Raw genomic sequence first — 24,944 nt, 5'->3', positions numbered from 1 at the left:
TCTTAGCAGCTATCGAAATATCAGGGTTAACCCTAATTTTTCGGCAACTGCCAAGCCCAAGACTATAACACGATTTTTGCAGATTGTGCAACTGGCTTTTGCCTAACTTGCTGCAATCCTTGCAATAACCGCGGGGCATTCATTTCTGACTGCTTTGCGGCAGACCTGGCTCGAATCCTCTTGCCCGACCTGTTGTGCTTGCTTGGCTTCGCGGTTCAAAACTGTCCGAACTGCGAAGGAGCGAGACTATAGCACAGTTTTTTCGCGTGGCGCAAAAAGGCCGATCCCCCTGCTTGTTCAGCGGCTGCCCCGGTCCCCTCCCCTATATATAGTGGTGATTCCCGCGGTTGCCCCATATAGATAGTTGTCTTGTCCGCCTTGCCCTACGTTTACTATTCGCCTGTACGCCGCACCTTACTGGAGACGAACACGCTATGCCCCCAGCCATCGCCCTGAGCGAAGATATCCTGATCAATGTCACCCCCTTCGAAACCCGCGTTGCGCTGGTGGAACAAGGGTCGGTACAGGAGCTGCACGTAGAACGCAGCATCCAGCGGGGCCATGTCGGCAATATCTATCTGGGGCGGGTCGTCCGTGTACTGCCGGGCATGCAGAGCGCTTTCATCGATATCGGACTGGAGCGCGCGGCTTTCATCCACATCGCAGACCTGCGCGAGAACCGGGGCGAAAGAAGCCAGGGGCTGACTCCCACCCCGATCGAAAAGCTGCTGTTCGAGGGACAGACCATCATGGTTCAGGTGGTCAAGGATCCCCTGGGCACCAAGGGCGCACGACTTTCCACCCAGATCAGCATGGCGGGCCGGATGCTGGTTTACCTGCCGCACGATCCGCATATCGGCATTTCGCAGAAGATCGACGACGAATCCGAACGCATCCAGCTACGCGAACGCCTGCAAGCCTTGATGCCGGCAGAGGAAAAAGGCGGCTTCATCGTCCGCACGCAGGCCGAAGGCGCCAATGACGAGGAGCTGACGGCCGATCTGGAGTATCTGCGTAAATTGTGGACCAGCGTCCAGGCGGCGGCGCGCACCCAGCCGGCCCCCGCCCTGCTGCACCAGGATCTGACCCTGGCGCAGCGCGTGCTGCGCGACATGGTGGGCCCGAACACCGGAACCATTCTTGTGGATTCCCGCACGACCAGTGCCGCGATGCTGGAATGGGCGCGCATCTATACGCCCTCGGTCGTGGGCCGCATCCAGCACTACAGCGGGGAGCGCCCCCTGTTCGACACCGCCAATGTGGACGATGAGATTGCCCGGGCGCTCTCTCGACGAGTGGACCTGAAGTCGGGCGGCTATCTCATCATCGACCAGACCGAGGCGCTGACCACGGTCGACGTCAATACCGGCGGCTTCGTGGGCGGCCGCAATTTCGACGACACCATCTTCAAGACCAACCTGGAAGCGGCCCAGGCCATTGCGCGCCAGCTGCGGCTGCGCAACCTGGGCGGCATCGTCATCCTGGACTTCATCGACATGGAGGAACAGGAGCACCGCGAAACGGTGTTGGCCGAACTGAAGAAGGCGCTGTCGCGCGACCGCACCCGCATGACGGTCAACGGCTTTACACAACTGGGGCTGGTGGAAATGACGCGCAAGCGCACCCGCGACTCGCTGGCGCATCAGCTATGCGAGCCCTGCCCCATGTGCGAGGCGCGCGGCAATGTGCGTACGCCGCGTACCGTCTGCTATGAAATCCTGCGCGAGATCCTGCGCGAGGCGCGGCAATTCAATCCCAAGGAATTCCGCATCCTCGCCTCGCAAGAGGTGGTTGACCTGTTCCTGGAAGAAGAAAGCCAGCATCTGGCGATGCTGGGCGACTTCGTGGGCAAGCGCATTTCGCTGGAAGTGGAAGGCGCGTACTCTCAAGAGCAGTACGACATCATCCTGGTCTGATTTCAGGAAATCCTGTCCGTGGTCCCGACGAATTCCAGGGGGCAATAAAAGCCCCCGTGGAACTGGGCCGCGATGGGATCCTCGGGGATGTTCTGAGCCAGGATTTCCGGGGCGAACACTTCGGAATCGTCCTGCGGCGCGTAGCCCAGGAATTTCGCGTTGGAATTGTCCCAGCGGTTGCGCAGGTTGTTCGACACCCCGTAGACCACCGTGAAATGGTAGGACGCATGCTCGACGCAGCGCGCTGCCAGTTGCGCCATGTCGCGGTGGCTGATCCAGGTCAACAGCTGGCGGGCCTCGCTCGGGCGGTCGGGCGTACGAAACGTCCCGATCCGCAGGCAGGCGACAGACATGCCGTACTTGTCGGCATACATCCGGCCCAGGCCCTCGCCGAACACCTTCGAGACGCCATACAGCGAGTCGGGACGGGGCTGCACGGTGTCATCGAGGAATTTTTCCCGGCGGTGATAGCCGATAGCGTGGTTCGAGCTGGCGAACACCACCCGGCGCACGTTCTGGCGCCGGGCCGCCTCGAATACGTTGTAGCAGCCCTCGATATTCATCGGCAGGATTTTTTCCCAGACATCGGCGCCGGGTATGCCGGCCAGATGGATGACGCAATCAATACCCTCCATGCAGCGTTCCAGGGACTCGATGTCCCGGACGTCCATCGTGCAGATTTCCTCGCCGGCTTGCGCCGGTTCCTGCGGCGCAATGTCAGCCAGGCGCAGCAAGGCATAGCGGCCGCGCAAGTGAGTACGCAGGCAAAGGCCGATGTTGCCGGCCGCTCCGGTAATCAGCACGCGCAGGTTTTCGGGTTGGTTGAAGGGTGTCATCAATCTGTCCAGTTTCTCTTGAGTATGAAAGCGCCGGGGCCGATGCCGTTTGCGCCGGTTACTGCTTCTGCTTGGCGGCGATCACGGCGTCGTAGAGCGCCTGCCCGTTGGGGGCTTCGCCGACGAGCTTTTTCACGACCGGCCGCGTGGCCTGCACCAGCGAATCGAGATTGCTGGGATAGACAATGGACACACCCCTTGCCTGCATCGTTTTCATACCCTCGTCGTAGACCTTCTTGTAATAGTCGCGCGCGTAGGCCATGGCCTCGTCCGCCGACTCCTTGATCATTTTCTGTTCCGCGGGCGAGAAGCGGTCCCAGCGGTCCTTGGACATGAGCAGCAGCGCCGGATGGATGTTCACGTGCGTCATGTTGAAGTACTTGGAGACTTCGATGAATTTATCCGAGACGAACTGGTCCGGCGTCGTCTCGCCGCCATCGAGCACTTTCTGTTGCAGGGCCAGATACAGCTCCGAGTACGCCATGGGAGTGGCTTGCGCCCCCAGGGCCTTGTAGCTTTCCACATAACCCGGCGACTGGATGACGCGGATCTTCATGCCTTTCAGGTCTTCGGCCGAATTGACGGGCCGGTTGCCGAAGACGTTGCGTTCGATCGCCGAAAACCAGCCCAAGCCAACCAGGCCGTATTTGGGCAGGACTTCCATGAATTTGTCGCCGGCCGGCCCGTTGAGGATCTGATTGGCCTGCTCGACGCTGTCGAACAGGAACGGCGAATCAAAGACCAGGAATTCCTTGACGATGCCATTCAGTGTCGGCTGGCCCGTGATGACCAGGTCGGTAGCACCCGCTACCGCGCCCTGGATCATGGTCAGTTCGCCGCCCAGCTGCGAATGCGGGAACACGGAAATCGTGATCTTCCCGTTCGATTTCGCCTTCAGCACTTCGGCGAATTTCTGCGCTCCCACGTGAAAAGGGCTGTCCGTCGTGAGCGTATGCCCGACGTCCATGTTCAACGCGTGCGACGGCGCAGAAAACATGAGGGCGCTCAGGACGCCGGCGCCAAACATCTTCTTGAATAGCTTCACTTCCATCTCCTCGGTTTTCCAGCCGCCCGGAAGACACTGTCCTCGGGCAGCCGATCTAGTTTTTATAAGAAAAAGGTACTAATGGCGGGCACGTAAGAAATAATCAGGACGTCGAGCACCAGGACGGCGAGGAAGATGACCAGATACTTCGCCAACTGGTGCATTTTCAATTGGGCGACTTCACACACCACGAACAGGTTCACACCGACCGGAGGCGTCACCATGCCGACCGCCAGGTTGGTGATGACGATCATGCCGAAGTGGATGGGATCGATGCCGAAAGCCACGCTGATGGGCGCCAGGATGGGCACGATAATCAGGATCGCCGCCAGCGCCTCGATGAACATGCCGACCAGGAACAGCATGACGTTCACCAGCAACAGGAACACGATCGGATTAGTCGTCACCGAGCCGAGCATCGCGGCGACCTGCTGCGGCACCTGATTGATCGTCAGCAGGTAGGCGAACACGGCCGCGAACGCCACGATCAGCAGGATGATGGAGGACATCACCGCGGAGCGCGCGAAAATGCCGAGCAGATCCTTGACCGTAATTTCCTTGTAGACGAACAGCCCGAGCGCAAGCCCGTACAGCACGGCGATGCAGGAGGCCTCGGTCGCGGTAAACAAGCCGCCGTAGATCCCGCCCAGGATGATTACCGGCATCATCAGCGCCAGCGTCGCGTCCTTCAGGGCGACCAGCACACCCTTCAGCCATGCGGTGAAGCTCACCGCAGTGACTTCGTCAAAGCCCTGGAAACGGGCAACCAGGCAGACCGTGAGGATCAGCGACACGGTGATCAGCAGACCCGGCAGGATGCCCGCGAGAAACAGCGAGCCGACCGACACGTTCGCCGTCAGGGCATACACGATCATGGGAATCGAGGGCGGGATGATCGCCCCCAGCTCGCCGGAGGATGCGGCAATGGAAGCCGCGAACGACCTGGGGTAGCCCTTCTTTTCCATTTCCGGGATCAGCACGGAGCCGATCGCGGCGGTCGTTGCGGACGAGGAGCCGGAAACCGTCGCAAACAGCAGCGAGGTCAGCACCGCGACCGCGCCCAGCCCGCCGCGGATCCAGCCGACGAAGGCATTGGCCAGTTGCACCAGCCTGGCAGCGACGCCGCCCGAGGACATCAGATGCCCGGCCAGGATGAAGAATGGCACGGCCATCAGGCTGAACGAATCGAGCGACTGGAACGCCATCTGCGCCACGATCAGCAGCGAACGGTCGCCCGCCTGCAGGGCGAACGCGGCGGACATGCCCAGCGCGGTGACGATGGGCGCGCCGATTATCAGGATCGCCGTAAACGATAAAAACAGGACCGGGATCACAGCGCCCCTCCTTCACTATTTTGCATGGCGGCGGCGGCTCTTTCCGTCTCGCCGCCCTGCTGCGATGCTTCAACGCTCATCAATTCCTTGATGACGTGCGCGAAGGTATTCAGGCTCATCAGCACGCAACCGATGAACATGAACACATAGATGTACGCCATGGGCATTTCCATCGCGGGCGAGGTCTGCCTCATGCCGAGTTCGATCAATCTGATCGACTTCCAGGCCAGCAGCACGGCCAGCATCAAGGTCAGGATATGGGCAACAACACGCAGCCAGCGCGCGACCGACTCCGGCACCATGCCGATGAAGGCGTCGACGCCGATCAGGCGCAGGCGGTAAGTCGCGACCGCGCCGCCAATGAAGACGCTGCCGACCATCATGAAACGGCCCAGTTCTTCCGCCCAGGGCGTGGAAAATGGAATGCCGGTGTAGGTGTAAAGCAGCCGTACAAATACAGAAATTGAAATAGCCAGGACCATTCCTATAAGAAACAGTCCGGCGCACTTTTCAGCCGCAGCATTTATCGAATCCATTATTCGCTGCAGCGATTGAAGCCTCTGGTGTGAGGCACAATACCCGGCCATGCGGAGCCCTCCCTCTTTGTCTCATTTATTTATTTGCCGCCTTTTTGAGCCAGGCGTTCGATAGGAAATATACTCAGCGGCATGCGATTCGTAAAATTCAAATAACGGAACATTCTTTTCAAAAAAAACGATCGCCGAGCCCTCGCGCCTTGAACCGGAGTTTCGATAATGTTGAGTGATCTCAAGCAGTTACGCGCTTTCCTCACGATCGCGCGTTTAGGCAACTTCACCAGGACGGCTCACGAACTGAATATTTCCCAGTCGGCGCTGACCATACAGATCCAGCAGCTCGAGTCCCATCTGCGTACGCGGCTGTTCGACCGCAACCACCGCAGCGTCAGCCTGACGCCACGGGGCCAGGAGCTCTATCCGCGCATCGAGAAACTGGTGGCTGAAATCGAAGACCTGGTGACCCAGGCCCGCGACACCAGCGATCGTGAACGCGGCACGGTGACCGTTGCCGTGCTGCCCTCCCTGGCCGCCGGCCTGTTGCCGCAAGCGATCCACAGGCTGAACCGCGACTACCCGCGGATCACCGTCTGCGTGCGGGACACCGTGGCCTCGCGCGTCAACGACATGACCCGCAGCGGCGAGGTCGATTTTGGGATCGGCAGTCCGATCAAGCGCGATCAGGAGCTGGTCTGGGAGGAACTGGTGACCGACCGCTTTTGCGCCTACATGGCGCATGACTATCCCTGGGCTGCGCCGGACACCGTGACGCTCAAGGATCTGGCCGAGCATCCGTTGATATTGCCGGTGCGGGAGAGCAGCATCCGCACGCACATCGAGGCGGCGGCCGACAAGTTGAAAATCTCGCTGCCGGCGGCCTATGAGGTCGTCTACAACTCGACCGTGCTGGCGATGGCGGCACAGGGACTGGGCGTCGCCATTCTTTCTGAATTGGCTGCCCGCGAAGGCGATACCAACCGCCTGCGTTGCGTTTCGATCAGCAGCCCGCCGCTATATCGGCACATCGGGATCCTGCGGCGCGCGGGCCGCTCGCTGTCGAGGTCCGCGGAACTGCTGACTGCGGCATTGCGGGAAATCGCCGTCCAGGAATAGCGGAAACACGGAAACGCGCGCGCACGCGTAACAGGTGGCGGACGCAACTTCACTTCATTATGTGTGAATTTTGTGTCTTAAAGATTCGATTGCAAACAATTCTGAAAGCGATGGCGGCAACGAGGACGACCCGATAAGCTGCGGGCGCCTTCAGGGTATACCCTGAAAATTTCTTTCTTTCGCTTTTAGGAGTTCGATGCGATGAAGTCCCTTTTCCGTCCGTTCCTGGTATTGGCCGCAGCGCTGCCGTTGATGCTGGCCGCTTGCGGCAACAAGGAACCCGAACAGCGTGCCGCGTTCACGCAGTTCCTGCAGACCCGCATCGTCGACAAGCCCGGCGTGCGCGTCCCGCAGTTGACGGATGAAGAGAAGAAGTCCTTCGGCGACTACGCCGCGCAATATGCGGTGATCACCGACTTCAATGCGGGCATGGATGCTTCGGTGAAGCCTTTGTCGGGCATCATGCAGAAGGGCTCCATGCGTTCGCTGAACGATATCGTGACGCGTCGCGACGACCTCAAGGCCGTGCAAGCCTCGCTCAATGAAATGGGCGTGGCGCTGAAGGAACAGCAGGCCAAGGCTGACGCCGCGCGCGCTCAGCTCAAGCAGCCGGAAGACCTGAAGGCGGTGTACGACAAGGCCTACGAGAAGACCGTGAGCCTGCCGGCCGACACCTTCCGCGACGTGCTGCCGCAGCTGAACGCGACCTTCGACAGCAGCCTGAAGATCGCCGATTACGTCGCCGCGCACGCCGCGCAGATCGATATTTCCGGTCCCATCGTCAAGGTCCAGGATCCCGCCGTGCAGACCGAGCTGAACAAGCTGCTGCAGGAACTGAACGCGCAAGCCAAGAACGTGCAGCAGGCGCAAACGCGCATGCAGGCCGTCATGGTCGGCCGCTAAGCCACGCAGCGCTTAAAAAAAACCCCGCCGCGCGATAAGCGCGGCGGGGTTTTTTAATGCGGCGCCAGCTCAGGTCCCGGCCACTGCCACGCGATTGCGGCCGGACTCCTTGGCCTGGTAGACGGCCGCATCAGCCGCCTCTACCAGGCTGGCGACCGCGTCGTCGGCCTGCGGCACCGCCGTCGCGACCCCGACGCTGATGGTGACGATACCGGCGGCGGCGTCTGCATGCGGCACCTTCAGGGCGGCAACCGCCCGCCTGATGCCTTCCGCAATCTCCGCGGCGCGTTGGCGGCTGGTATTGGGCAGCAACACGACGAATTCCTCGCCGCCATAGCGCGCCGCCAGATCGCGGGGTCGCCGGGCCTTTTTCTTGAGCACTCGCGCCAGCGCCGCCAGCAGTTGATCTCCCTGCTGATGGCCGTAGCGGTCGTTGTAGCGCTTGAAATGGTCGGCATCCAGGAACAGCAGCGACAGCGGCACGCGCTCGCGGCGCGCATTCTGCCATTCGCGTTCCAGCGCTTCGTCGAACGCGCGCCGGTTGGCCAGGCCAGTGAGCCCATCCGTGCGCGCCTGTATAGCCAGCTGCGTCTCGACCGCCTTGCGCAGGGTCATCTCGCGCCTGAACAGCACAATCAGCGCCACGACCGACAGCAGCAGCGCCGTGGTCACGGGGATGATGAAGAACGCGCGGCGGTCCCAGGGCTCCATCAGCTCATCCACGTCCATGGCCACGTCGATGATGAGCGGCGTGTCCTCGATGCTGGCGAAGGTGTAGTAGCGGTTCACGCCGTCCGGCGACAGCTCCCCAACGAACGAGCCTTCGCGGCGGATCAGGAACTGCTGGAAATCCAGCGCCATGCCGATGTCGCTGCCCAGGTCGCTCCGGGAATATGGGGCGCGCAGCAGCACCAGACCGTCGTTGCGGAAGACGCTGATCTCGTCGCGCTCGCCGATCGACAGCTCGGCAAAGCGGTCGCGGAAATACGCCAGGCGCAGCGAACCGCCCACCACGCCGGCGAAGCTGCCGTCCGGATTGGAAAGGCGCCGGCTGACGGCGATGCTCTCGTCGCCACCGCGCAGGCGGCTGCGATAGGGCTTGCTGACATACATGCCGACGTCATCGGCATCGCGGTGCACCTGGAAGAAATCCCGGTCGGCGAAACTCACATCCGGCGTGTCCAGGTCCCCGGAGTGGTAACGGATATCGCCGTTCTTATCCAGCACCACGACGGCGCCCAGGTATTCGGCGGTGGATGGCCGGTCGAACAGGAAACGGCGCTGGGTTTCAGGAGCCAGCTGAGCCAGGCCCGGTTCGCGCAGGCGTTCGGCCATGCCCTGTAGCGACAGGTCGTAGACATGCAGGGTGCGGCTGATGTCCGCGGAAAGCACGCCGGTAATGTTGCGCGCCGAAGCGTGGGCGGCCTCCCAGGTGGCGCGGCGGTCGATCCAGAGCAGCGCGACCGCGGCCGCGCAGATGCCGATTGCGACGAGCACCCCCAACGCATACAGGGCGCGTTGCACAAACCCGCGAGACTTCAATACGGCGCTCCTACGCCGGGGACGTCCGGGGGACGCGGATCACTCCGGCAGAGATTTACGCCGCAGATGATGCCGCCGCCGGACATGCCGCGCAAGATCCGCCCCTAAAAAAACCCGAGCAACGCCCGCATGGCGCCTTCTGCGCGACGGCTTCCTCAAGTCGCCGCGACCGCCGCAATGCGGAAGGGAAAGGCCTTGGCGCCTCTGGCCCTGTCGGCTTCGCGGTGCGCGCCGATGGACCATGCCGGGCCCGCTCCGCCCGTATGCGACACCAGCTGGCGCATCGAGCCCGCCGAAAATCCGCAGCGCAGGGTCCGGGCCTGCCGCCGGGCCAGTTCTACTCCAACAGCGTGCGGCGTCGTGGAAATCCGATCCGATTGCAGCATGGCAGCCCCCTGGCAAATGCTCGTCGTGGATGAAGAGTCAGTGCGGATAAATCTACCTCAGCCGCCAGCGCCTGCGCATGACATGATGCGAAAAGTAATGCAACGATATGGAAATAGTCGGTTACGCGATCGGGCTGGCCGCCCTCTCGGTTTCCCGGTCGGGCTGGTCGTTGCGGCCGTCCGGGGCGCTGGTCATATTGCCGTAAAGCAACGAGCGGCCGGCGAACAGACCGCCCGCCACCTCCAGGTCGAAACGCTCGGTGTCGCGCCGGCGCACATCCTGCACCACCTCGGCGGCTTCATCAGGAGGCACTCCGATCACGCGCAGCGCGGCCTCGCCGAAGGCCAGCGCCGACTCCAGGGTTTCGCGCACCTGATAGTCGACCCCTTCCTTGGCCAGCGCCAACGAATGGATGCGGTCATAGGCGCGCACCACCACCCGCACCAGCGGGAATTCGGCCTTGATCAGCTTGACCATGTGGTTGACCGCCTTCGGATCGTCGATGCAGATCAGGATGGCGCAGGCATTTTCCGCGCCGGCGGTGCGCAGCATGTCGATGCGCGTGCCGTCGCCGTAATAGACCTTGACGCCCCATTTGGCCGCTGCCCGGATCGCATCGGTGTCGGTATCCAGGATGGAGACCGTCAGCTCGCGGGCCAGCATCGCCTGGGTCACGATCTGGCCGAAACGGCCAAAGCCCACGATGAGCGCACAGCCCTCCAGATCCTTGGCCACATCCACGTCTTCCATTGAGGGCTGCGGCTTGGGCAGGAGCCAGCGCAACGCCAGCACGCACAAGGGCGTGAGCGCCATGGAAATGATGACGACCGCAGTCAGCACGGCGCCCGTGTGGGCATCGAAGATGCCGGCGGCGGCGGCCGCCCCGTACAGGACGAAGGCGAATTCACCGCCCTGCGCCAACAGGGCCGCGCGCGTCATGGCCTCGGCGTGGGTCGCGCGCAGCACTCGCGCCACCACGTACACGCCCACCGATTTCACCAGCATGAACACCACCACCGCGGCCAGGATCAGCGGCCATTCGCGCGCCACCGCCGACAGGTCCAGCGACATGCCCACGCCCAGGAAGAACAGGCCCAGCAATATGCCGCGGAACGGCTCGACTTCGGCTTCCAACTGATGGCGGAAGGTGGACTCGGACAGCAGCACGCCCGCGAGGAAAGCGCCCATCGCCATGGACAGGCCGCCCAGTTCCATCAGCAGCGCCGCGCCCAGCACCACCAGCAATGCGGCGGCCGTCATGACCTCGCGCGCATGTGCGGCGGCCAATAACCGGAACAGCGGATTGAGCAGCCAGCGGCCGGCGGCCAGCAATGCGAGGATGCAGGCCACCGCGATGGCCGACTGAATCCACGGATCGCCACGGCTGGAAGTGTCGGCCGGCGCCAGCAGGGTGGCCAGGGCCAGCAGCGGCACGATGGCCAGGTCTTCCAGCAGCAGGATCGAGACGATGCGCTGGCCCTGCGCACTGGCGGTGTCGCCGCGCTCGCCCAGTATCTGCATGACGATGGCCGTGGACGACAGCACGAAGCCCATCGCGGCCATGAAAGCCGCCGGGCCCGACAGCCCCGCCAGCAGGCCCACCGCCGTCAGCAGCCCGCCGCAGGCCAGCACCTGCGCGACGCCCAGGCCGAAGATCTCGCCGCGCAGCTTCCACAACCGGGAGGGCTGCATTTCCAGGCCGATGATGAACAGGAACATCACCACGCCCAATTCGGCTACGTGCAGGATGGATTTGGGATCGGAGAACAAGCCGAGGCCGAAGGGCCCGATCACCAGGCCGGCGGCCAGGTATCCCAGGACGGACCCCAACCCCAGGCGCTTGAACAGCGGAACCGCGACGACCGCAGCCCCCAGCAGGACGACGACATTGACTAGCTGATTGCCTTCGGCAGGCAGGGACATGGGACGCTCCAGATGCACGGCGGACCAAAGCGCCTCGGGGCGCCGCTCCGCCCGCAGCGGGCGGGAGCCGGGCCTGCCGGCAGGCCCGGCTCCATTTTCCGGCAATCCGGGCGCTTGGCAATCCGGAAATGCGACAGGAACGAACAACCGCCCGGGACAAGCGGTTGACTGGATCAATCGTCGCGGAATTGCATCTTGTAGAGCGAGGCGTACAGGCCGTTGGCGGCCAGCAGCTCGGCGTGCGGGCCTTGCTCGACGATCTTGCCGGCATCCAGCACGATGATGCGGTCGGCGTTTTGCACGGTGGACAGGCGGTGGGCGATGACCAGCGTGGTCCGGCCCTTCATCAGGCGCTCCAGCGAGGCCTGGACCTGACGCTCGGATTCGTTGTCGAGTGCGGAAGTGGCTTCGTCCAGGATCAGGATGGGCGCGTTCTTGATCAGCGCGCGGGCGATCGCAAGGCGCTGGCGCTGGCCGCCGGACAGGCGGGCGGCGTTTTCGCCCACCGGCGTATTGAGCCCTTGCGGCAAGCCTTCGACGAACTCCAGCAGATTGGCGGCCGCCAGCGCATCGCGCACCTTCTGTTCGCTCGACTTGCCCAGCGCGCCGTAGCCGACGTTGGCTGCGATGGTGTCGTCGAACAGCACCACGTCCTGACTCACCAGCGACAGGTGCGAGCGCAGGCTGCGCAGCGTCAGTTCGTCGATCGGCGTGTCGTCCACCAGGATGGAGCCGCTATCGGCCAGCACGAAGCGCGGCAGCATGTTGACCAGAGTGGTCTTGCCGCTGCCCGAGCGTCCTACCAGGGCCACGGTCTGGCCGGGTTCCACTGTGAAGGAAATGCCATTGACGGTATCGCGGTCGGCATCGGGGAACCGATGCGAGACGCTGCGGAATTCCACCTTGCCGCGCACGGGCTCGGCCAGTTCCTTGGTGCCGGTATCGTTTTCGGGTACTTGGTCGATCAGCGTGAACACGCTTTCGGCCGACACCAGCATCTTCTGCATGCGGGCGGCGACGTTGGTCAGGCGCTTGATGGGGTCGAAAATCTGGGCAAGCGCCGCCATGAAGGACGCGAAGCTGCCCACGGTCAAGGCGCCGTGGTTGGCCTGGCTGAGCGCCACGGCGATGACCGCGCCCACCGAGATGGAAATGCAGACCTGGGTCAGCGGCGTCAGGGCGGCGTCCGCCGTGGCCGTGCGCATGGCGAAGCGGCGCAGGCGGCGGCTGACGAAATCGAAACGGCCGCGTTCGACTTCATAGCCGTCGAACAGCTTGATGACGCGCTGGCCGTCGATGCCTTCGCCGACCACGCGGGTCAGTTCGGCGTTCATGTTGACGGTTTCGCGATTGATGCGGCGCAGGCGCTTGATGAAGAAGCGCGAGATCAGCACCGACACCGGCAGCATGATCAGGATGATCAGCGTCAGCACCCAGGACATGTACAGCAGCACGCAGATCAGCGCGACGACGACCAGGGTTTCACGCACCAGCACGGTGATGACGTCGGTGGCGTAGCCGGTGACGTTGCCGGCATCGATGGTGAAGCGATTGAGCAGGCGGCCGGTGTCGCCCTGCTTGAAGTCGGCGTCGGGCAGGCCCAGAAGGCGCTCGAACATATCCTTGCGCATGCCCAGCAGGACGTTGTTGGCGACCCAGGCCAGCAGGTAATCGCTGAAGAAGTTGCAGATGCCGCGCAGCAGGATCAGGCCGACCACCGCCAGCGGCAACGCCCAGACGTAGTATGGCTTGGCGCCCGAAAAGCCGCCGTCCAGCAAGGGCTTCATGATGACTGCCAGGACGGGCTGCGTGGCGGCCGCGCCGGCCATCAGCAGGACGGCAAGCAACAATCCCTTCCAGTAGGAGCCCACGCGGCTGTAGATCCGACTCCAGAGTTCGGCTTTGACAGGTTGGGAACTCGCGGGCGCGTTGCGTGCGGCAGAATTCAAAGGAATCACTCGCTTTTATACAATTGTGGCCAGAATTGTACCGGCTGCGCGACAAGTCGCCGCCCGGGCCATGTCCCCTTCAGCCTTAACGCGCCCAGCGCCCTTCCATGTCCGATATCAGCTGCTTGTACGTCCGGTTACCCAATTGGGTGGGCGATGTTTGCATGAGCCTGCCCAGCCTGCGCGCCTTGCACGCCAGCGGCCTGCCCCTGGTGATCTGCGCCCGCCCCTGGGCCCGCGACCTGCTGGACGGCGTGGCCAAGCAGGATTTCATCCCCATGCGCGGCAAGGTCGGGCCGGACCGAGCGACGGTCAGCGCCCACCGGCGCAGCCTGGGCGCCCAGGGGCGCCGCGCCCGCGGATTGCTGCTGCCGGACTCGCTGTCCAGCGCGCTGGTATTCCGTCTGGCCGGACTGCCGTCGGCCGGCTATCGCGACGACGGCCGCAGCTTCCTGTTGCGCTGGCCCTTTGCCAAACCCAGCGACACGCTGCACGCGGTCCAGTCCTGGCATCACCTGACCCGCGAAGCCCTGACCCGCTGGGGCCTGCCCAGCGGCCCGGCCGAACCCGGTCCCACCCTGGACCTGCCGCTGACGTCCGCCCACCAGAGCGCCGCCGATCTGGCGCTGGAAGCCGCCGGGCTGGCAGGCCAACGTTTCGTGCTGATCGCGCCGACGGCCACGGGCCTGCACAAGGGCAAGATCAAGGTGTGGCCGGGATTCGATACACTAACCCGGGCCTTGCAGGCCCGCGGTCATACCGTGGTAATGTGCCCTCCTCCGGCCGAAACCGAGGAGGCGCGGCGCAATGCCCCTACGGCGCTGCTGCTGCCTCCCCTGTCCCTGGGCGCATTCGCAGCGTTGACGGCGCGGGCGGCGCTGGTGATTTGTAACGATTCTGGTGTCTCGCACGTCGCCGCAGCCGCCAACGCCAGCGAACTGACGCTGTTCGGCGTCACGCGTCCGGGACGCACCGGCCCGTGGTCGCCACGCGCCGTCTGCGTAGGCACGGAGCATGCATGGCCGTCCGGCGAGGAGGTGGAACAGCAAGCCCGCCTCCTGCTGGACGAGACGTAGTAATCAGGATTTTTTTCAAGATGCCCTTGTCCAGCTATCTCACAAATCTGATCATTCCTTACAACTTGAGCCTGACCCTGGTAGCCATCGGACTGGTGTTGGGTCTGTTCCGGTTCCGCAAGACCGGCGGTTCGCTCATCGTCGCCGGTCTTTTGTGGTCGCTGGCCTGGTCTCTACCCGCGACGTCGATCTGGGCCGGCGGCGCGTTGGAACACCGTTATCCGCATCTGCCGCCAGCGGAATCCCCGACCGCCGACGCCATCGTGGTGCTGGGCGGCAACACCGCCAACGGGCGCGCCAACTGGTTCCTGCCGTATGACAAGGAAACCGCCGTGGTCCGGGTCGACACGGCGGCGCAGCTTTATCTGGCCGGACGCGCTCCCAAGGTGCTGCTGTCGGGCGGCGCGCTGGAAGGCGACGTCAGCGAAGCCCGCGGCATGGCGCACGCCATCCGCCAGCAGGGCGTGCCGGACACGGCGCTCATCCTGGAAAACTCCAGCCGCACCACGTATGAGAACGCGGCCTTGACCGAGGATCAACTCAAGGCGCGCGGCATCGGCAAGGTGCTGCTGGTGACTTCCGCGTTGCATATGCCGCGCGCGATGGCGGCCTTTTCCAAGCAGGGCGTGGAGGCGATAGCCGCCCCCGCGCCACCGCAGATCGTGGAGCCCACGGACGGTTCGCTAGCGCTGTGGCTTCCGGACCAGCGTACGTTCGATGCGAGTCGCTCCATTATCAAGGAGTACGCCGGCCTGTTCGTCTACTGGCTGCGCGGATGGGTCTGACCTCGACGGCCGTGGCCGCGCTGGAATGCAGGCCCGGCTGCGGCGCCTGTTGCATCGCGCCGTCAATCACCCGGCCTATACCCGGCATGCCGCAGGGCAAACCCGCTGGCGTACCCTGTATCCAGCTGCTGCCTGACATGCGCTGCGCGATTTTCGGCCAGCCGTCGCGCCCGGATTTCTGCGGCGGGCTGCAGCCTCAGGCCGAGATGTGCGGCGCCGACCGCGACCACGCGATCCACTGGCTGGGTGAACTCGAACAGGCGACGGCGCCCGGCTATTGAGGCGGGCCACGCGCCAGCTCGATCCAGCTCTCAGCTGCGTTCCTGCAGCACCTGGCGGTACAGCGCCTCGTAGCGCGCCGCCACCGTTTCCCAGCTTTGCTCGCGCGCAATCTCAAGGCCGCGTTCGGCCAGTGCCGCCCGCAACGCGGGTTCGGAGCCCAGCCGTTCCAGCGCCTGCGCCAGTTGGGCGCCGTCGCGCGGGTCCTGCAGGATGAGCGCGTCCTTGCCCGCCGAGAGGTACTGCGCGAAGCCGCAGTAAGCGGGCGAACTCACCACGACCGGCAGTCCGTGCGACATGGCTTCCAGCGGTGCCATGCCGTAGCTGTCGTTCAGCGTCGGATGCGCGTAGATGTCGGCGGCGCTGAAGTAGCGGGCGACGTCGGGCGTGGGATCGATCAGGGTGACGCGGCTGGCGATGGCGCCTGCCGCGCGCACACGTTCGCGGGTAGGTTCGTCCGCGCCCACGACCAGCAGCCGGTACTGCGGCGGCAGTTGCGCCAGCGCGTCCAATAGCGCCGGCAATCCCTTGCGCAAGGGATTGCGGGCGACCAGCAGACAGCCGATGGTATCCGCGCCCCAGCCCAGGCTGGCGCGGGTGGCCTCGCGGCCTTCCATTTGCGCCGCGGTCGGCAGCTTGACCCCGGGCGCGATAATGTCCACCGGCAGCTGTGGACCGTAGCTGCGGTGCAGCTGGTCCATGATCAGTCCTGACACCGCCACCACGCGCCTTGCGGGCGCCTGGCGCACGCGCAGCTTTTCCAGCAGCAGATAGGTGGCCAGCCGTGGGGAGAGCCAAGCGGTCAGGCGCTGCAACGGCTTGACGCGGGTCAGCCGGTTGTAGCGCACCGGCGTCACGTGCATGACCTGGATTTCGCCGGCCCAGCCATTCATGTGGGAATGCACGATGTCATAGCGGCCGCGGGTCAGCCGGTCGGCGCGCCAGGCGAAGTACAGCACGCGCATCCAGCTGGGCAGCCAGCCAGGAAAACGCACGGGCAGGAAGGGAAACGGCAGGTCGCTGTCGAAGTCGCGCGCCACGATGGATACGTCATGGCGCTGTCCGAGCACCCGCATCAGTTCCACGCCGTAGGCTTCGGCGCCGCCAAAGCGATTGCCGAAGCGGTCGACCAGCAGCGCGATGCGCAGCCGCCGTTCAACCGCGCCGGCGGGAGTCTTCATACCGGGTCAGGCACTTCTGCAGGAAGCGGATGATGTTGGTGGAGCGCGACACCGTGACCCGCGGCAGCCCGTAGGGATCATCCGAGGCCGCGGCCAGGCCGCGCTGGGTCAGCGTGGCGTTGTCGTAGCCGGCTTCGCGCGCCATGGCGCGGTGTTCGGGACCGTGGTCGCCATAGGGATAGCAGAAGGCGGTGACCGGCGCCCCCAGCGCCTGTTCCAGCTCGTCCTTGGACTGGACGATCTGGCGGCGGGCCTCGTCGGGCGACATCTGGGGCAGGTGCACATGGTCCAGCGTGTGCGAGCCGACTTCGTGGCCGGCCTGCGCCCATTCCCGCATTTCGTTCACGGTCATCAACGCCGAAAACGGAATACCCTTTTCCAGATCCCACACATTGCCGCCATCGAACTGGTGCGCCACGAAATAGTTGGTGGCGGTAAAACCCAGTTCGTTCAGCACCGGCATGGCGTTGTGGTGCACGTTGCGATAGCCGTCGTCGAACGTAATGCCGAATACCTTGCCCTGGCGTTCGCCACGGACATAGGGCATGACGTCGCGCATGGACAGGCCGCGATAGCCCAGCCTGCGCATCCAGCGCATCTGCCGGGCAAAGCTGTCGGGGTGCACCGTCAGCCCGCGAAACGGCGTGCCCTTGGGATTGGGCTCGCCGATCTGGTGGTACATGAGTATGGGGATAGACATAGGGACAGATTATAAAGCCCGGCCTTATCCCAGCGCGCGTCGGTATACGTCCAGTGTGGCGGCGGCGAAACGTTCCAGATTGAAGTCCCGCAGGCTGGTTTCCCGTGCCTGGGCGCCCATGGCGCGCACGGCATCGGGATGGTCCAGCATGAAACGCAGCTTGGCCGTGATGGCGGGCACGTCGCGCGCGGGCACGATCCAGCCGTCGACGCCATCGGTGACGTTCTCGGGCAGTCCGCCCGCGTCGCTGACCAGGGCGGGCAATCCCAAACCCATGATCTCGCGGCAGGCGAACGACAGGGCTTCGCGGTAGGACAGCACGAAACCCGCATGGCAGGACGCCAGCGCCGCCCGCACGTCATCCAGCAAGCCGGGGAAACGGACCTGGTCGATCATGCCCAACTCGCGCACCCGGGCAAGCTTGGCTTCGTTGGGCGGATCGCCCGCCACCATCAGCAGCACGCGCGAGCGGTCCTCGGGCGGCAAGGCGGCGACCGCTGCCACCAGGTCCAGCCAGCCCTTGTCGTAGTCGGTGCCGCCCGCGCTGCCCAGCAGCAGCTTGCCCTGCCAGTCGGGCCCGAAGAAGATGGCGCGCAGCTTGTCCAGGCTTTCTGGCGGCGGCGGCGCGAAGAAATTGGTGTCGATGCCGTGGCGGATGGTGGTGATGGGACGCTTGCCATACGGCGACTGCTGCATCAGGCCATGGACGTAGTCGCTGACCGCGATGGCATGGTCGGTGGCCAGCGCCACCCGCAACTTGTGGCCGAGGCTCGCCAGCGGATGGTCGTTGTGCTTGGTGAAGACGATGCGCGGGCGGCGGCGCATGCCCAGCGTGGCCAGCATGACCTGCTTGTGGTCGGCCGAGCCGTTGGCGTGGATGATGTCGAAACCGCCGGCCTTGATCAGCCGGCGCAACTGCGCGCGGTCCTTGAACCAGGACGAAGGCCGCGTGGTGTATTGCATGTCCTCCACCGTCACGCCCGGAATCGCTTTGGCGTAGCGGTACAGGCGGCTGGTGGCCGGCGCCGCGATCGTGATCTGGTGGTCCTTGGACAGGGCCTTGGCCAGATTGATGATGTAGGTGACGTGTCCGCCGCCGTTGCCGCCGTGGAAGTTGGTGTAGAGGATCTTCACTTCTTCTTCTCGGCCAGGAACATCAGCTTCGAATAGCGGAAGAAGCTGCCGGCCGAGGCGACGACGGCCAGCACCAGGCCGTGCTTGCCGTCCAGGAAGCCGCGCCGGATCAGGTAGATCCGCACAAAGGTCCAGAAGCCATGGCCCAGCGCGCCGAAGACCGAGGTGCGCCGGCCCTTGGCGTACATCATGGCGGCGGCATCGGACGAATAGCGGTTGACCTTGGTGATCAGCGCATCCAGGTTGTCGTAGGGATAGTGGTGGAAATAACCGCGCATCTGCAGCGGCTTGCCATTGGCCGGCACCACGCGTTCATGCACGGCCACGTCGTTGAACCGCGCCGTGCCGCGCTTGAACAGGCGCAGCACGTAATCGGGCCACCAGCCGCTGTGGCGGATGTCGCGGCCGCAGAAATTCGACAGGCGCGCGATCTCGTAGGCATCGGCGCGCGGCGCGCGCAGCGCTTCCTGGATTTCCTGGGCCAGTTCCGGCGTGACGCGCTCGTCGGCGTCGATGGACAGCACCCAGTCGCCCGTGGCCAGATCCAGCGCGCGGTTCTTCTGCGGCCCGAAGCCGGGCCAGTCCGGGGTGACTTCAACCCTCGCACCCAGGGCGCGCGCGACTTCGACGGTGCCGTCGGTGCTGCCCGAGTCCACCACGATGAATTCATCGGCGAACGCCACGGACTTGAGGCAGGCGGCGATGTTGGCCGCCTCGTTCTTGGTGATGATGATGACAGATAGCTTCATCCGCGATTCCTGAGACGCTTTTTCCAGGCTTTCCAGGCATGAAAGCGCGGCCCCCAGAAGGGATCGCGCGACAGCCAGATGCGCCGGTTCAGCCAGGAGCCGCCCTGGTTGCGCACCGCGAAACGATAGATGTGTTCGGGGTCCGCGCCGGGGGTGTTCTGGCCGAAAGGGTCGGTAGTGTACAAGTGCCGGAACCCGGCGGCCCGCGCCGCGGCCACGTAGTCCGCGTCGAAATAGCCTTGCGGCCAGCAGAGGTGGTCGCTGACCGAGCCGAGGCGGCTTGTCAGCGTCTCGCGGGAATCCTGCAATTCCTGGGCGATGCGGGCGCGCTTGGCGTCGACGTCCGTGCCGCAGACCTTGTCCCAGCGGGTATGGGTATGCGTGTGGGAATGGAATTCGAACGTGCCTGCCGCCTGCATGGCCTCGATCTCGCTCCAGCGCAACATGGCCTCGTCGGTCCGGCCTGCCGCCACCAGTTGCTTGCAAGCGTCGTGGTCGGGCGTGGCGGGCAAGGGGACGCCCTGGCCCGCATGCGGGCGCACCGGCCCGTCGCCGATCCAGCCGGTGATCGTGAACAGCACCGCGCGCATGCCGTGGCGCGCCAGCACCGGGTGCGCATGCACCCAGTTGTTCAGGTAGCCGTCGTCGAAGGTGATCAGCACCGAGCGTTCGGGCGCGGCGCCGCCGGCGAGGTAGGCCGCGAACTGATCGGCCGACAAGGACTGGTAGCCGGCGCGGGCCAGGCGCGAGATCTGCGCCTCGAACACATCGGGCGTGGCGGCGATCATGCCGCCGGCCGGCGTGACGTGGTGATACATCAGCACCGGAACGTTGGGTGCATTCATCCCGCGCGCTCCGCCAGCCATTTGGCATAGACGGCTTCGGTGGTTTCCGCCAGGCGGGCGGGCGAGAACACGCCCTCGTCCCAGACCATCTTGCGGCCGGCCTCGCCCATGCTCCGCCGCAAACCGGCGTCGTCAATCAGGCGCACCAGGGCGGCGGTGAGCGCCTCGGGGTTCTTGGGCGGCACCAGGATGCCGGTTTCGCCGTCGCGGAACATTTCCGACACGCCGCCCACGTCCGTGCCGATGACGGGCAGGCCGCTGGCCTGCGCCTCGACGTAGACGGTGCCGGACGCTTCCTGCTGCGTGGCCAGCGCGAAGAGATCGAAGCCGGCCAGCAGGTTGGGCACGTCGCGCCGCATGCCCATCAGATGGATGCGGTCCTGCAGGCCCAGTTCGGCCACATAGGCCTGGGTCTGCTCGAACACCGGCGAACCGCCGCCGACGAACACCAGGTGCAGCTTGGGCCGGCTGGCCATCAGCGGCGCGATCGCGTCGATCAGGTCCTTGTGGCCCTTGGTGGCGCGCATGACGGCCACGCAGCCGACCACGATGTCGTCATCGGCCAGGCCGAGTTCTTCGCGCAACGTGGAGCGTTCCACGGGCGGCGGCAGCACGATGGGGGAATAGACGGTGGCTACCTTGCCGGCAGGTACGCCGCGGTCGATGAGGTGTTGGCGCACATGGTCACTGACCGTCGTGACCCTGTGCGGCAGACAGGTGTAGGACCATAGCGACCCTACCTTGTTGGACAGGTGCCGGGTCCGCACGATGAGCGGCGTCCCCGCCAGACGGCCGGCGGCGGCCGCGATGACCGTGTCGCGCCGGCTGTGGGTATTGAGCACGTCGAAGCGCCCTTCGCGCAGGATGCCACGGATGGTGGCGATGCCCTTCAGGTAATTCACCGCGCCATCCATTTCCAGGGTGTGCACGGGAAAACCGGCATCCGACAGGCGTTCAGCCAAGAGCGCCTTGGGTTGGCAGATGGCTTCCATGTGATGGCCCCGCGCGCGCATGGCGGTCATCTCCTTGAAAATCCGGCCTTCCTGGCCGCCAAAGCTGGTTGCGGCTTCCGAGTGAACGATACGCATCGGCATCAATAGGTGACCTCCACGCCATCCGGCTTGGTCCATTCATTCAGGTTGGCGAGCAGCGTGTCGGCCATGCGGACGCGCCACTCCTCGCCCAGGCGGACCGTGCACAGGAAATTATTCTTGGTATAGACGATATCGACCGGCACGCCGGGAATGCCGTTTTCGGGTTCGGCCCGGAACGGATTCAGCATCTGCCTCAGGCGCGCCGCGTCGGCGCTGCCATTGAGCTTGACGCGCAGGGACTTGGCCCGGGCTTCGCGCGCCAGCTGCAGGTCGTAGAGCTGTTCCGCGACGATGCGCATGCCGCCGGAGTAGTCGTCATTGCTGACCTTGCCCTGGACGATGACGAGCTGGTCCTCGCGCAGGCGGTTGCGGTGCTTTTCGTAGAGCTCGTTGAAGACCGAGATTTCCACCTGCGCGGTGCCGTCGTCCAGCACCGCGAAAACCATCTTGCCGCGGCGGGTCATCATGACGCGCACGCTGGCCAGCACGCCGCACATCCATTGCAGGTCGCGCTGCGGCTCGACCCGCACCAGCTGCATCGGCACGATGCGACGCACTTCGTCGCGCCAAGCGTCGAACAGGTGGCCGCTGTAGTAATAGCCCAGCGCGGACTTTTCTTCCGTCAGCTTCTTGTGCAGGTCCCAAGGTGCGACCTTGGCCAGTTCGCCCGCCACTACGTCGCCGCTGTCGTCGCCGAAGAGCGAGGCCTGGTTGGCGCTGCGGGCCGCCTGCTCGGCGGCTTCCATGGCGGTGGGCACCGAAGCCAGCATCGCGGCCCGGTTGGGCTCGATGGTATCGAACGCGCCGGCCTTGATCAGGGCTTCGATGGTGCGCCGGTTGACGGCGTGCTTATTGACGCGGCGGCAGAAGTCGAACAGGTTCTGGAACGGGCCGGCTTCCTTGCGCGCGCGCAGGATTTCCTCGACCGCGCCCTGCCCCGTGCCTTTGACGGCGCCCAGGCCATAGCGCATGGTGCGCGGCGGCCTGCCTTTTTCAGTGTGCTTGTCGGCGACCGGCTCGAAGCGATAGCCCGAGAAATTGACGTCAGGCGGCAGCACTTCGACGCCGTTGTCCTGGGCGTCGCGGCAGAAGATCTGGACCTTGTCGGTGTCGTCCATGTCCGAGGACATGGTCGCGGCCAGGAACTCGGTCGGATGGTAGGCCTTGAGCCAGGCCGTCTGGTACGAGATCAGCGCGTACGCAGCCGAGTGCGACTTGTTGAAGCCGTAGCCCGCGAACTTCTCCATCAGGTCGAACAGCTTGACCGCCAGGTCCGGATCGTGGCCCTTTTCCTTGGCGCCCTGCTCGAACAATTCGCGGTGCTTGGCCATTTCCTCGGGCTTTTTCTTGCCCATGGCGCGCCGCAGCAGGTCGGCGCCGCCCAGCGAGTAGCCGCCGATGATCTGCGAGATCAGCATCACCTGTTCCTGGTAGACGATGACCCCGTAGGTGCTCTTGAGGGTGTTCTCCAGGTCGTCGTGGAAATAATCCACTGCAGCGCGGCCGTGCTTGCGGTTGACGAAGTCGTCCACCATGCCCGATTCCAGCGGCCCCGGTCGATACAGGGCCAGCATGGCGATGATGTCTTCGAAGGTGTTGGGCCGCAGCTTCTTCAGCAGTTCCTTCATGCCGCGCGATTCCAGCTGGAACACGGCGGTCGTGTTGGCGTCGCACAGGATCTTGTAGGCGGCCGGATCGTCCAGCGCCAGGGCCATGACGTCGAAGTCGCGCTTGTCCTCGTTGAACTGGCGCACGTAGCGCACGGCCCAGTCCAGGATGGTCAGGTTGCGCAGGCCCAGGAAGTCGAACTTCACCAGGCCGGCGGCCTCGACGTCGTCCTTGTCGAACTGCGAAACCGCGCTGTTTTCCTGGCCGGGCTGGCAATACAGCGGGCAGAAGTCAGTAAGCTTGCCCGGCGCGATGAGCACGCCGCCGGCGTGCATGCCGATGTTGCGGGTCAGGCCTTCCAGCGGCTGCGCCAGGTCCACCAGCGCGCGCACTTCCTCTTCCTGCTCGTAGCGGTCCTTGAAGGCGGGCTCGTCCTTCAGGGTGCGTTCGAGCGACCAGGGATCCATCGGATTGAACGGGATCAGCTTGGACAGGCCGTCGCAGAACATGTACGGCATGTCCAGCACCCGGCCGGCGTCGCGCACCACGGCCTTGGCGCCCAGCGTGCCGAAGGTCGCGATCTGGCTCACGGCGGCTCGGCCGTACTTTTCCTTGACGTAGTCGATGACCCGTTCGCGGTTGTCCTGGCAGAAGTCGATATCGAAGTCGGGCATGGAGACCCGCTCGGGATTCAGGAAGCGCTCGAACAGCAAGTCGTAGCGGATCGGATCCAGGTCGGTAATGCCCAGGGCATAGGCCACCAGCGAGCCCGCGCCGGAACCCCGGCCCGGACCCACCGGCACGCCGTTGTTCTTGCCCCAGTTGATGAAGTCCTGCACGATCAGGAAGTAGCCGGGGAAGCCCATCTGGATGATGGTCTTGCATTCCCAGCGCAGGCGTTCGTAGTACTGCTCGCGCTTGGACTGGCGTTCGGCCTCGTCCGGGAACAGGAACGCCATGCGCTTTTCCAGGCCCTCTTCCGACAGCTGGACCAGGTAGTCGTCCAGGCTCACGCCGTCCGGCGTGGGGAAATTGGGCAGGCGCGGCTTGCCCAGCACCAGGCTGAGGTTGCAGCGTTTGGCGATTTCCACCGTGTTGGCCAGCGCCGAGGGCACGTCGGCGAAGCGCCGCGCCATTTCCTCGGAGCTGAGCAGGTATTGCTCCTTGCTGAACCGGCGCACGCGGCGCGGGTTGGCCAGGATTTCGCCTTCGGCGATGCAGACGCGGGCCTCATGCGCCTGGAATTCGAATTCGTCCAGGAATTGCACCGGATGCGTCGCCACCACCGGCAGGCCGGCCTCGCTCGCCAGGCGCATGGCGGCCTGGGTGTAGGCTTCGTCGCCGTCCATGCCGGCGCGCTGCAACTCGATGTAGTAGCTGCCCGGGAACAGGTGCGCCCACTGGCGCGCCAGCGCCAGCGCCGACACGGCATTGCCCGCGTCCAGCGCCTGGCCCACGTCGCCGCCGCGCCCGCCCGACAGGGCAATCAGGCCCTCCTGCCCCTGCAGCCATTCGCGGCGGATCTCGGCGCGGCCCTTGCCCTGGTTCGTCAGGAAGGCTTTGGTCAGCAGTTCGCAAAGATTGAGGTAGCCCTGGTGGTTGCGCACCAGCAGCAGCAAGCGGAAAGGCTTGGCGGGGTCGTCGTCGTTGGACAGCCAGACATCGCAGCCGGCAATCGGCTTGATGCCGGCGCCGCGCGCGCCCTTGTAGAACTTGATCAGGCCGAACAGGTTCGACAGATCCGTCAAGGCGACGGCGGGCTGGCCCAGCTTGGCCACGCGCTTGATGAGGTCGGGGATGCGCACGATGCCGTCCACGACCGAAAATTCGGAGTGTACGCGCAGGTGAACAAATGGGGACGGGGTCGTTACGGCTTCTTCGGACATAAAGGGAATTGTACCTAGTCAATGCGGTCCAAGCCGAGGCCTGTGCGCTCGCGCAAAGGACTACGCAAGCGCCTGTGTAACAATACACGTTGCACGTCATCTTCCATTGTTGACATGAGATTT

Annotated in this window: 20 protein-coding genes; 6 read left to right on the top strand and 14 right to left on the bottom strand. The window is 64.5% G+C overall.

Annotation, left to right across the window (positions count from 1 at the left end; all coding sequences use genetic code 11):
- Positions 1–452 precede the first annotated feature (452 nt).
- The gene (gene rng / locus HV793_RS24605; RefSeq protein WP_059378637.1) at positions 453–1,916 is read left to right on the top strand and encodes a ribonuclease G; all 1,464 of its coding nucleotides are present in this window, start codon (positions 453–455) and stop codon (positions 1,914–1,916) included.
- A 2-nt stretch (positions 1,917–1,918) separates the two neighbouring features.
- Here rng and HV793_RS24600 read toward each other — a convergent pair whose 3' ends face one another.
- From HV793_RS24600 to HV793_RS24585, 4 genes are read right to left on the bottom strand one after another with little or no spacing between them, the layout of a single operon-like run.
- Positions 1,919–2,752: an NAD-dependent epimerase/dehydratase family protein gene (locus HV793_RS24600; RefSeq protein WP_054451190.1), complete on the bottom strand. Its 834-nt coding sequence runs from the start codon at positions 2,750–2,752 to the stop codon at positions 1,919–1,921.
- Positions 2,753–2,810: 58 nt separating this feature from the next.
- Positions 2,811–3,803, bottom strand: coding sequence for a TRAP transporter substrate-binding protein (locus HV793_RS24595; protein ID WP_119449150.1), 993 nt, complete (start codon positions 3,801–3,803; stop codon positions 2,811–2,813).
- 56 nt (positions 3,804–3,859) lie between these two features.
- A complete protein-coding gene (locus HV793_RS24590) occupies positions 3,860–5,131 on the bottom strand; it encodes a TRAP transporter large permease (protein WP_082400714.1) in 1,272 nt (423 codons plus the stop codon).
- On the bottom strand, positions 5,128–5,667 hold the full coding sequence (locus HV793_RS24585; RefSeq protein WP_225589142.1) for a TRAP transporter small permease: 540 nt from the start codon (positions 5,665–5,667) through the stop codon (positions 5,128–5,130). Before HV793_RS24585 ends, HV793_RS24590 begins: the two co-directional genes overlap by 4 nt.
- Positions 5,668–5,886: 219 nt before the next feature.
- Between HV793_RS24585 and HV793_RS24580 the strand changes: the two genes are divergently transcribed.
- Both HV793_RS24580 and HV793_RS24575 read left to right on the top strand, forming a co-directional pair.
- On the top strand, positions 5,887–6,780 hold the full coding sequence (locus tag HV793_RS24580) for a LysR family transcriptional regulator (protein WP_119449149.1): 894 nt from the start codon (positions 5,887–5,889) through the stop codon (positions 6,778–6,780).
- A 201-nt stretch (positions 6,781–6,981) separates the two neighbouring features.
- Positions 6,982–7,683, top strand: a complete 702-nt coding sequence (locus tag HV793_RS24575) for a DUF3053 domain-containing protein (protein WP_054451186.1) — start codon at positions 6,982–6,984, stop codon at positions 7,681–7,683.
- Between the two features lie 69 nt (positions 7,684–7,752).
- On the opposite strand, the gene HV793_RS24570 is transcribed toward HV793_RS24575, so the two are convergent.
- From HV793_RS24570 to msbA, 3 genes are all read right to left on the bottom strand, one after another.
- Complete coding sequence (locus tag HV793_RS24570; protein WP_175214054.1) at positions 7,753–9,225, bottom strand: GGDEF domain-containing protein; 1,473 nt, start codon at positions 9,223–9,225, stop codon at positions 7,753–7,755.
- 507 nt (positions 9,226–9,732) lie between these two features.
- Positions 9,733–11,535 carry a monovalent cation:proton antiporter-2 (CPA2) family protein gene (locus tag HV793_RS24565; RefSeq protein WP_175214053.1) on the bottom strand — a complete coding sequence of 601 codons (1,803 nt, stop codon included), beginning with the start codon at positions 11,533–11,535 and terminating at the stop codon, positions 9,733–9,735.
- Between the two features lie 173 nt (positions 11,536–11,708).
- Positions 11,709–13,484: a lipid A export permease/ATP-binding protein MsbA gene (msbA, locus tag HV793_RS24560; protein WP_054451341.1), complete on the bottom strand. Its 1,776-nt coding sequence runs from the start codon at positions 13,482–13,484 to the stop codon at positions 11,709–11,711.
- Between the two features lie 107 nt (positions 13,485–13,591).
- Here msbA and HV793_RS24555 point away from each other — a divergent pair, with 107 nt between their 5' ends.
- The 3 genes from HV793_RS24555 to HV793_RS24545 are packed head-to-tail and all read left to right on the top strand — an operon-like array spanning position 13,592 to position 15,626.
- The gene (locus HV793_RS24555) at positions 13,592–14,560 is read left to right on the top strand and encodes a glycosyltransferase family 9 protein (RefSeq protein WP_175214052.1); all 969 of its coding nucleotides are present in this window, start codon (positions 13,592–13,594) and stop codon (positions 14,558–14,560) included.
- Between the two features lie 20 nt (positions 14,561–14,580).
- Complete coding sequence (locus HV793_RS24550; protein ID WP_175214051.1) at positions 14,581–15,345, top strand: YdcF family protein; 765 nt, start codon at positions 14,581–14,583, stop codon at positions 15,343–15,345.
- Positions 15,336–15,626 (top strand): YkgJ family cysteine cluster protein, encoded by a 291-nt coding sequence (locus tag HV793_RS24545; protein ID WP_175214050.1) that lies wholly within the window; start codon positions 15,336–15,338, stop codon positions 15,624–15,626. The genes HV793_RS24550 and HV793_RS24545 overlap by 10 nt, the downstream gene beginning before the upstream one ends.
- 30 nt (positions 15,627–15,656) lie before the next feature.
- Here HV793_RS24545 and HV793_RS24540 read toward each other — a convergent pair whose 3' ends face one another.
- The 7 genes from HV793_RS24540 to dnaE are packed head-to-tail and all read right to left on the bottom strand — an operon-like array spanning position 15,657 to position 24,821.
- On the bottom strand, positions 15,657–16,805 hold the full coding sequence (locus HV793_RS24540) for a glycosyltransferase family 4 protein (protein ID WP_175214049.1): 1,149 nt from the start codon (positions 16,803–16,805) through the stop codon (positions 15,657–15,659).
- Complete coding sequence (locus tag HV793_RS24535; protein WP_119449142.1) at positions 16,780–17,505, bottom strand: polysaccharide deacetylase family protein; 726 nt, start codon at positions 17,503–17,505, stop codon at positions 16,780–16,782. Before HV793_RS24535 ends, HV793_RS24540 begins: the two co-directional genes overlap by 26 nt.
- 24 nt (positions 17,506–17,529) lie before the next feature.
- Positions 17,530–18,639: a glycosyltransferase gene (locus HV793_RS24530; protein ID WP_175214048.1), complete on the bottom strand. Its 1,110-nt coding sequence runs from the start codon at positions 18,637–18,639 to the stop codon at positions 17,530–17,532.
- Entirely contained in the window at positions 18,636–19,388 is a 753-nt protein-coding gene (locus tag HV793_RS24525) for a glycosyltransferase family 2 protein (RefSeq protein WP_054451176.1), read from the bottom strand. The genes HV793_RS24530 and HV793_RS24525 overlap by 4 nt, the downstream gene beginning before the upstream one ends.
- A complete protein-coding gene (locus HV793_RS24520) occupies positions 19,385–20,233 on the bottom strand; it encodes a polysaccharide deacetylase family protein (protein WP_119449140.1) in 849 nt (282 codons plus the stop codon). Before HV793_RS24520 ends, HV793_RS24525 begins: the two co-directional genes overlap by 4 nt.
- Positions 20,230–21,330, bottom strand: a complete 1,101-nt coding sequence (locus tag HV793_RS24515; RefSeq protein WP_054451174.1) for a glycosyltransferase family 4 protein — start codon at positions 21,328–21,330, stop codon at positions 20,230–20,232. Before HV793_RS24515 ends, HV793_RS24520 begins: the two co-directional genes overlap by 4 nt.
- Positions 21,327–24,821: a DNA polymerase III subunit alpha gene (gene dnaE / locus HV793_RS24510; RefSeq protein ID WP_054451173.1), complete on the bottom strand. Its 3,495-nt coding sequence runs from the start codon at positions 24,819–24,821 to the stop codon at positions 21,327–21,329. Before dnaE ends, HV793_RS24515 begins: the two co-directional genes overlap by 4 nt.
- Positions 24,822–24,944 lie beyond the last annotated feature (123 nt).

The sequence above is a fragment of the Achromobacter aegrifaciens genome (assembly GCF_902859965.1).
Lineage (GTDB): Bacteria > Pseudomonadota > Gammaproteobacteria > Burkholderiales > Burkholderiaceae_B > Achromobacter > Achromobacter aegrifaciens.
Note: the sequence above shows the minus strand (reverse complement) of the source record. Positions and strands in the feature narration are given on the sequence as shown.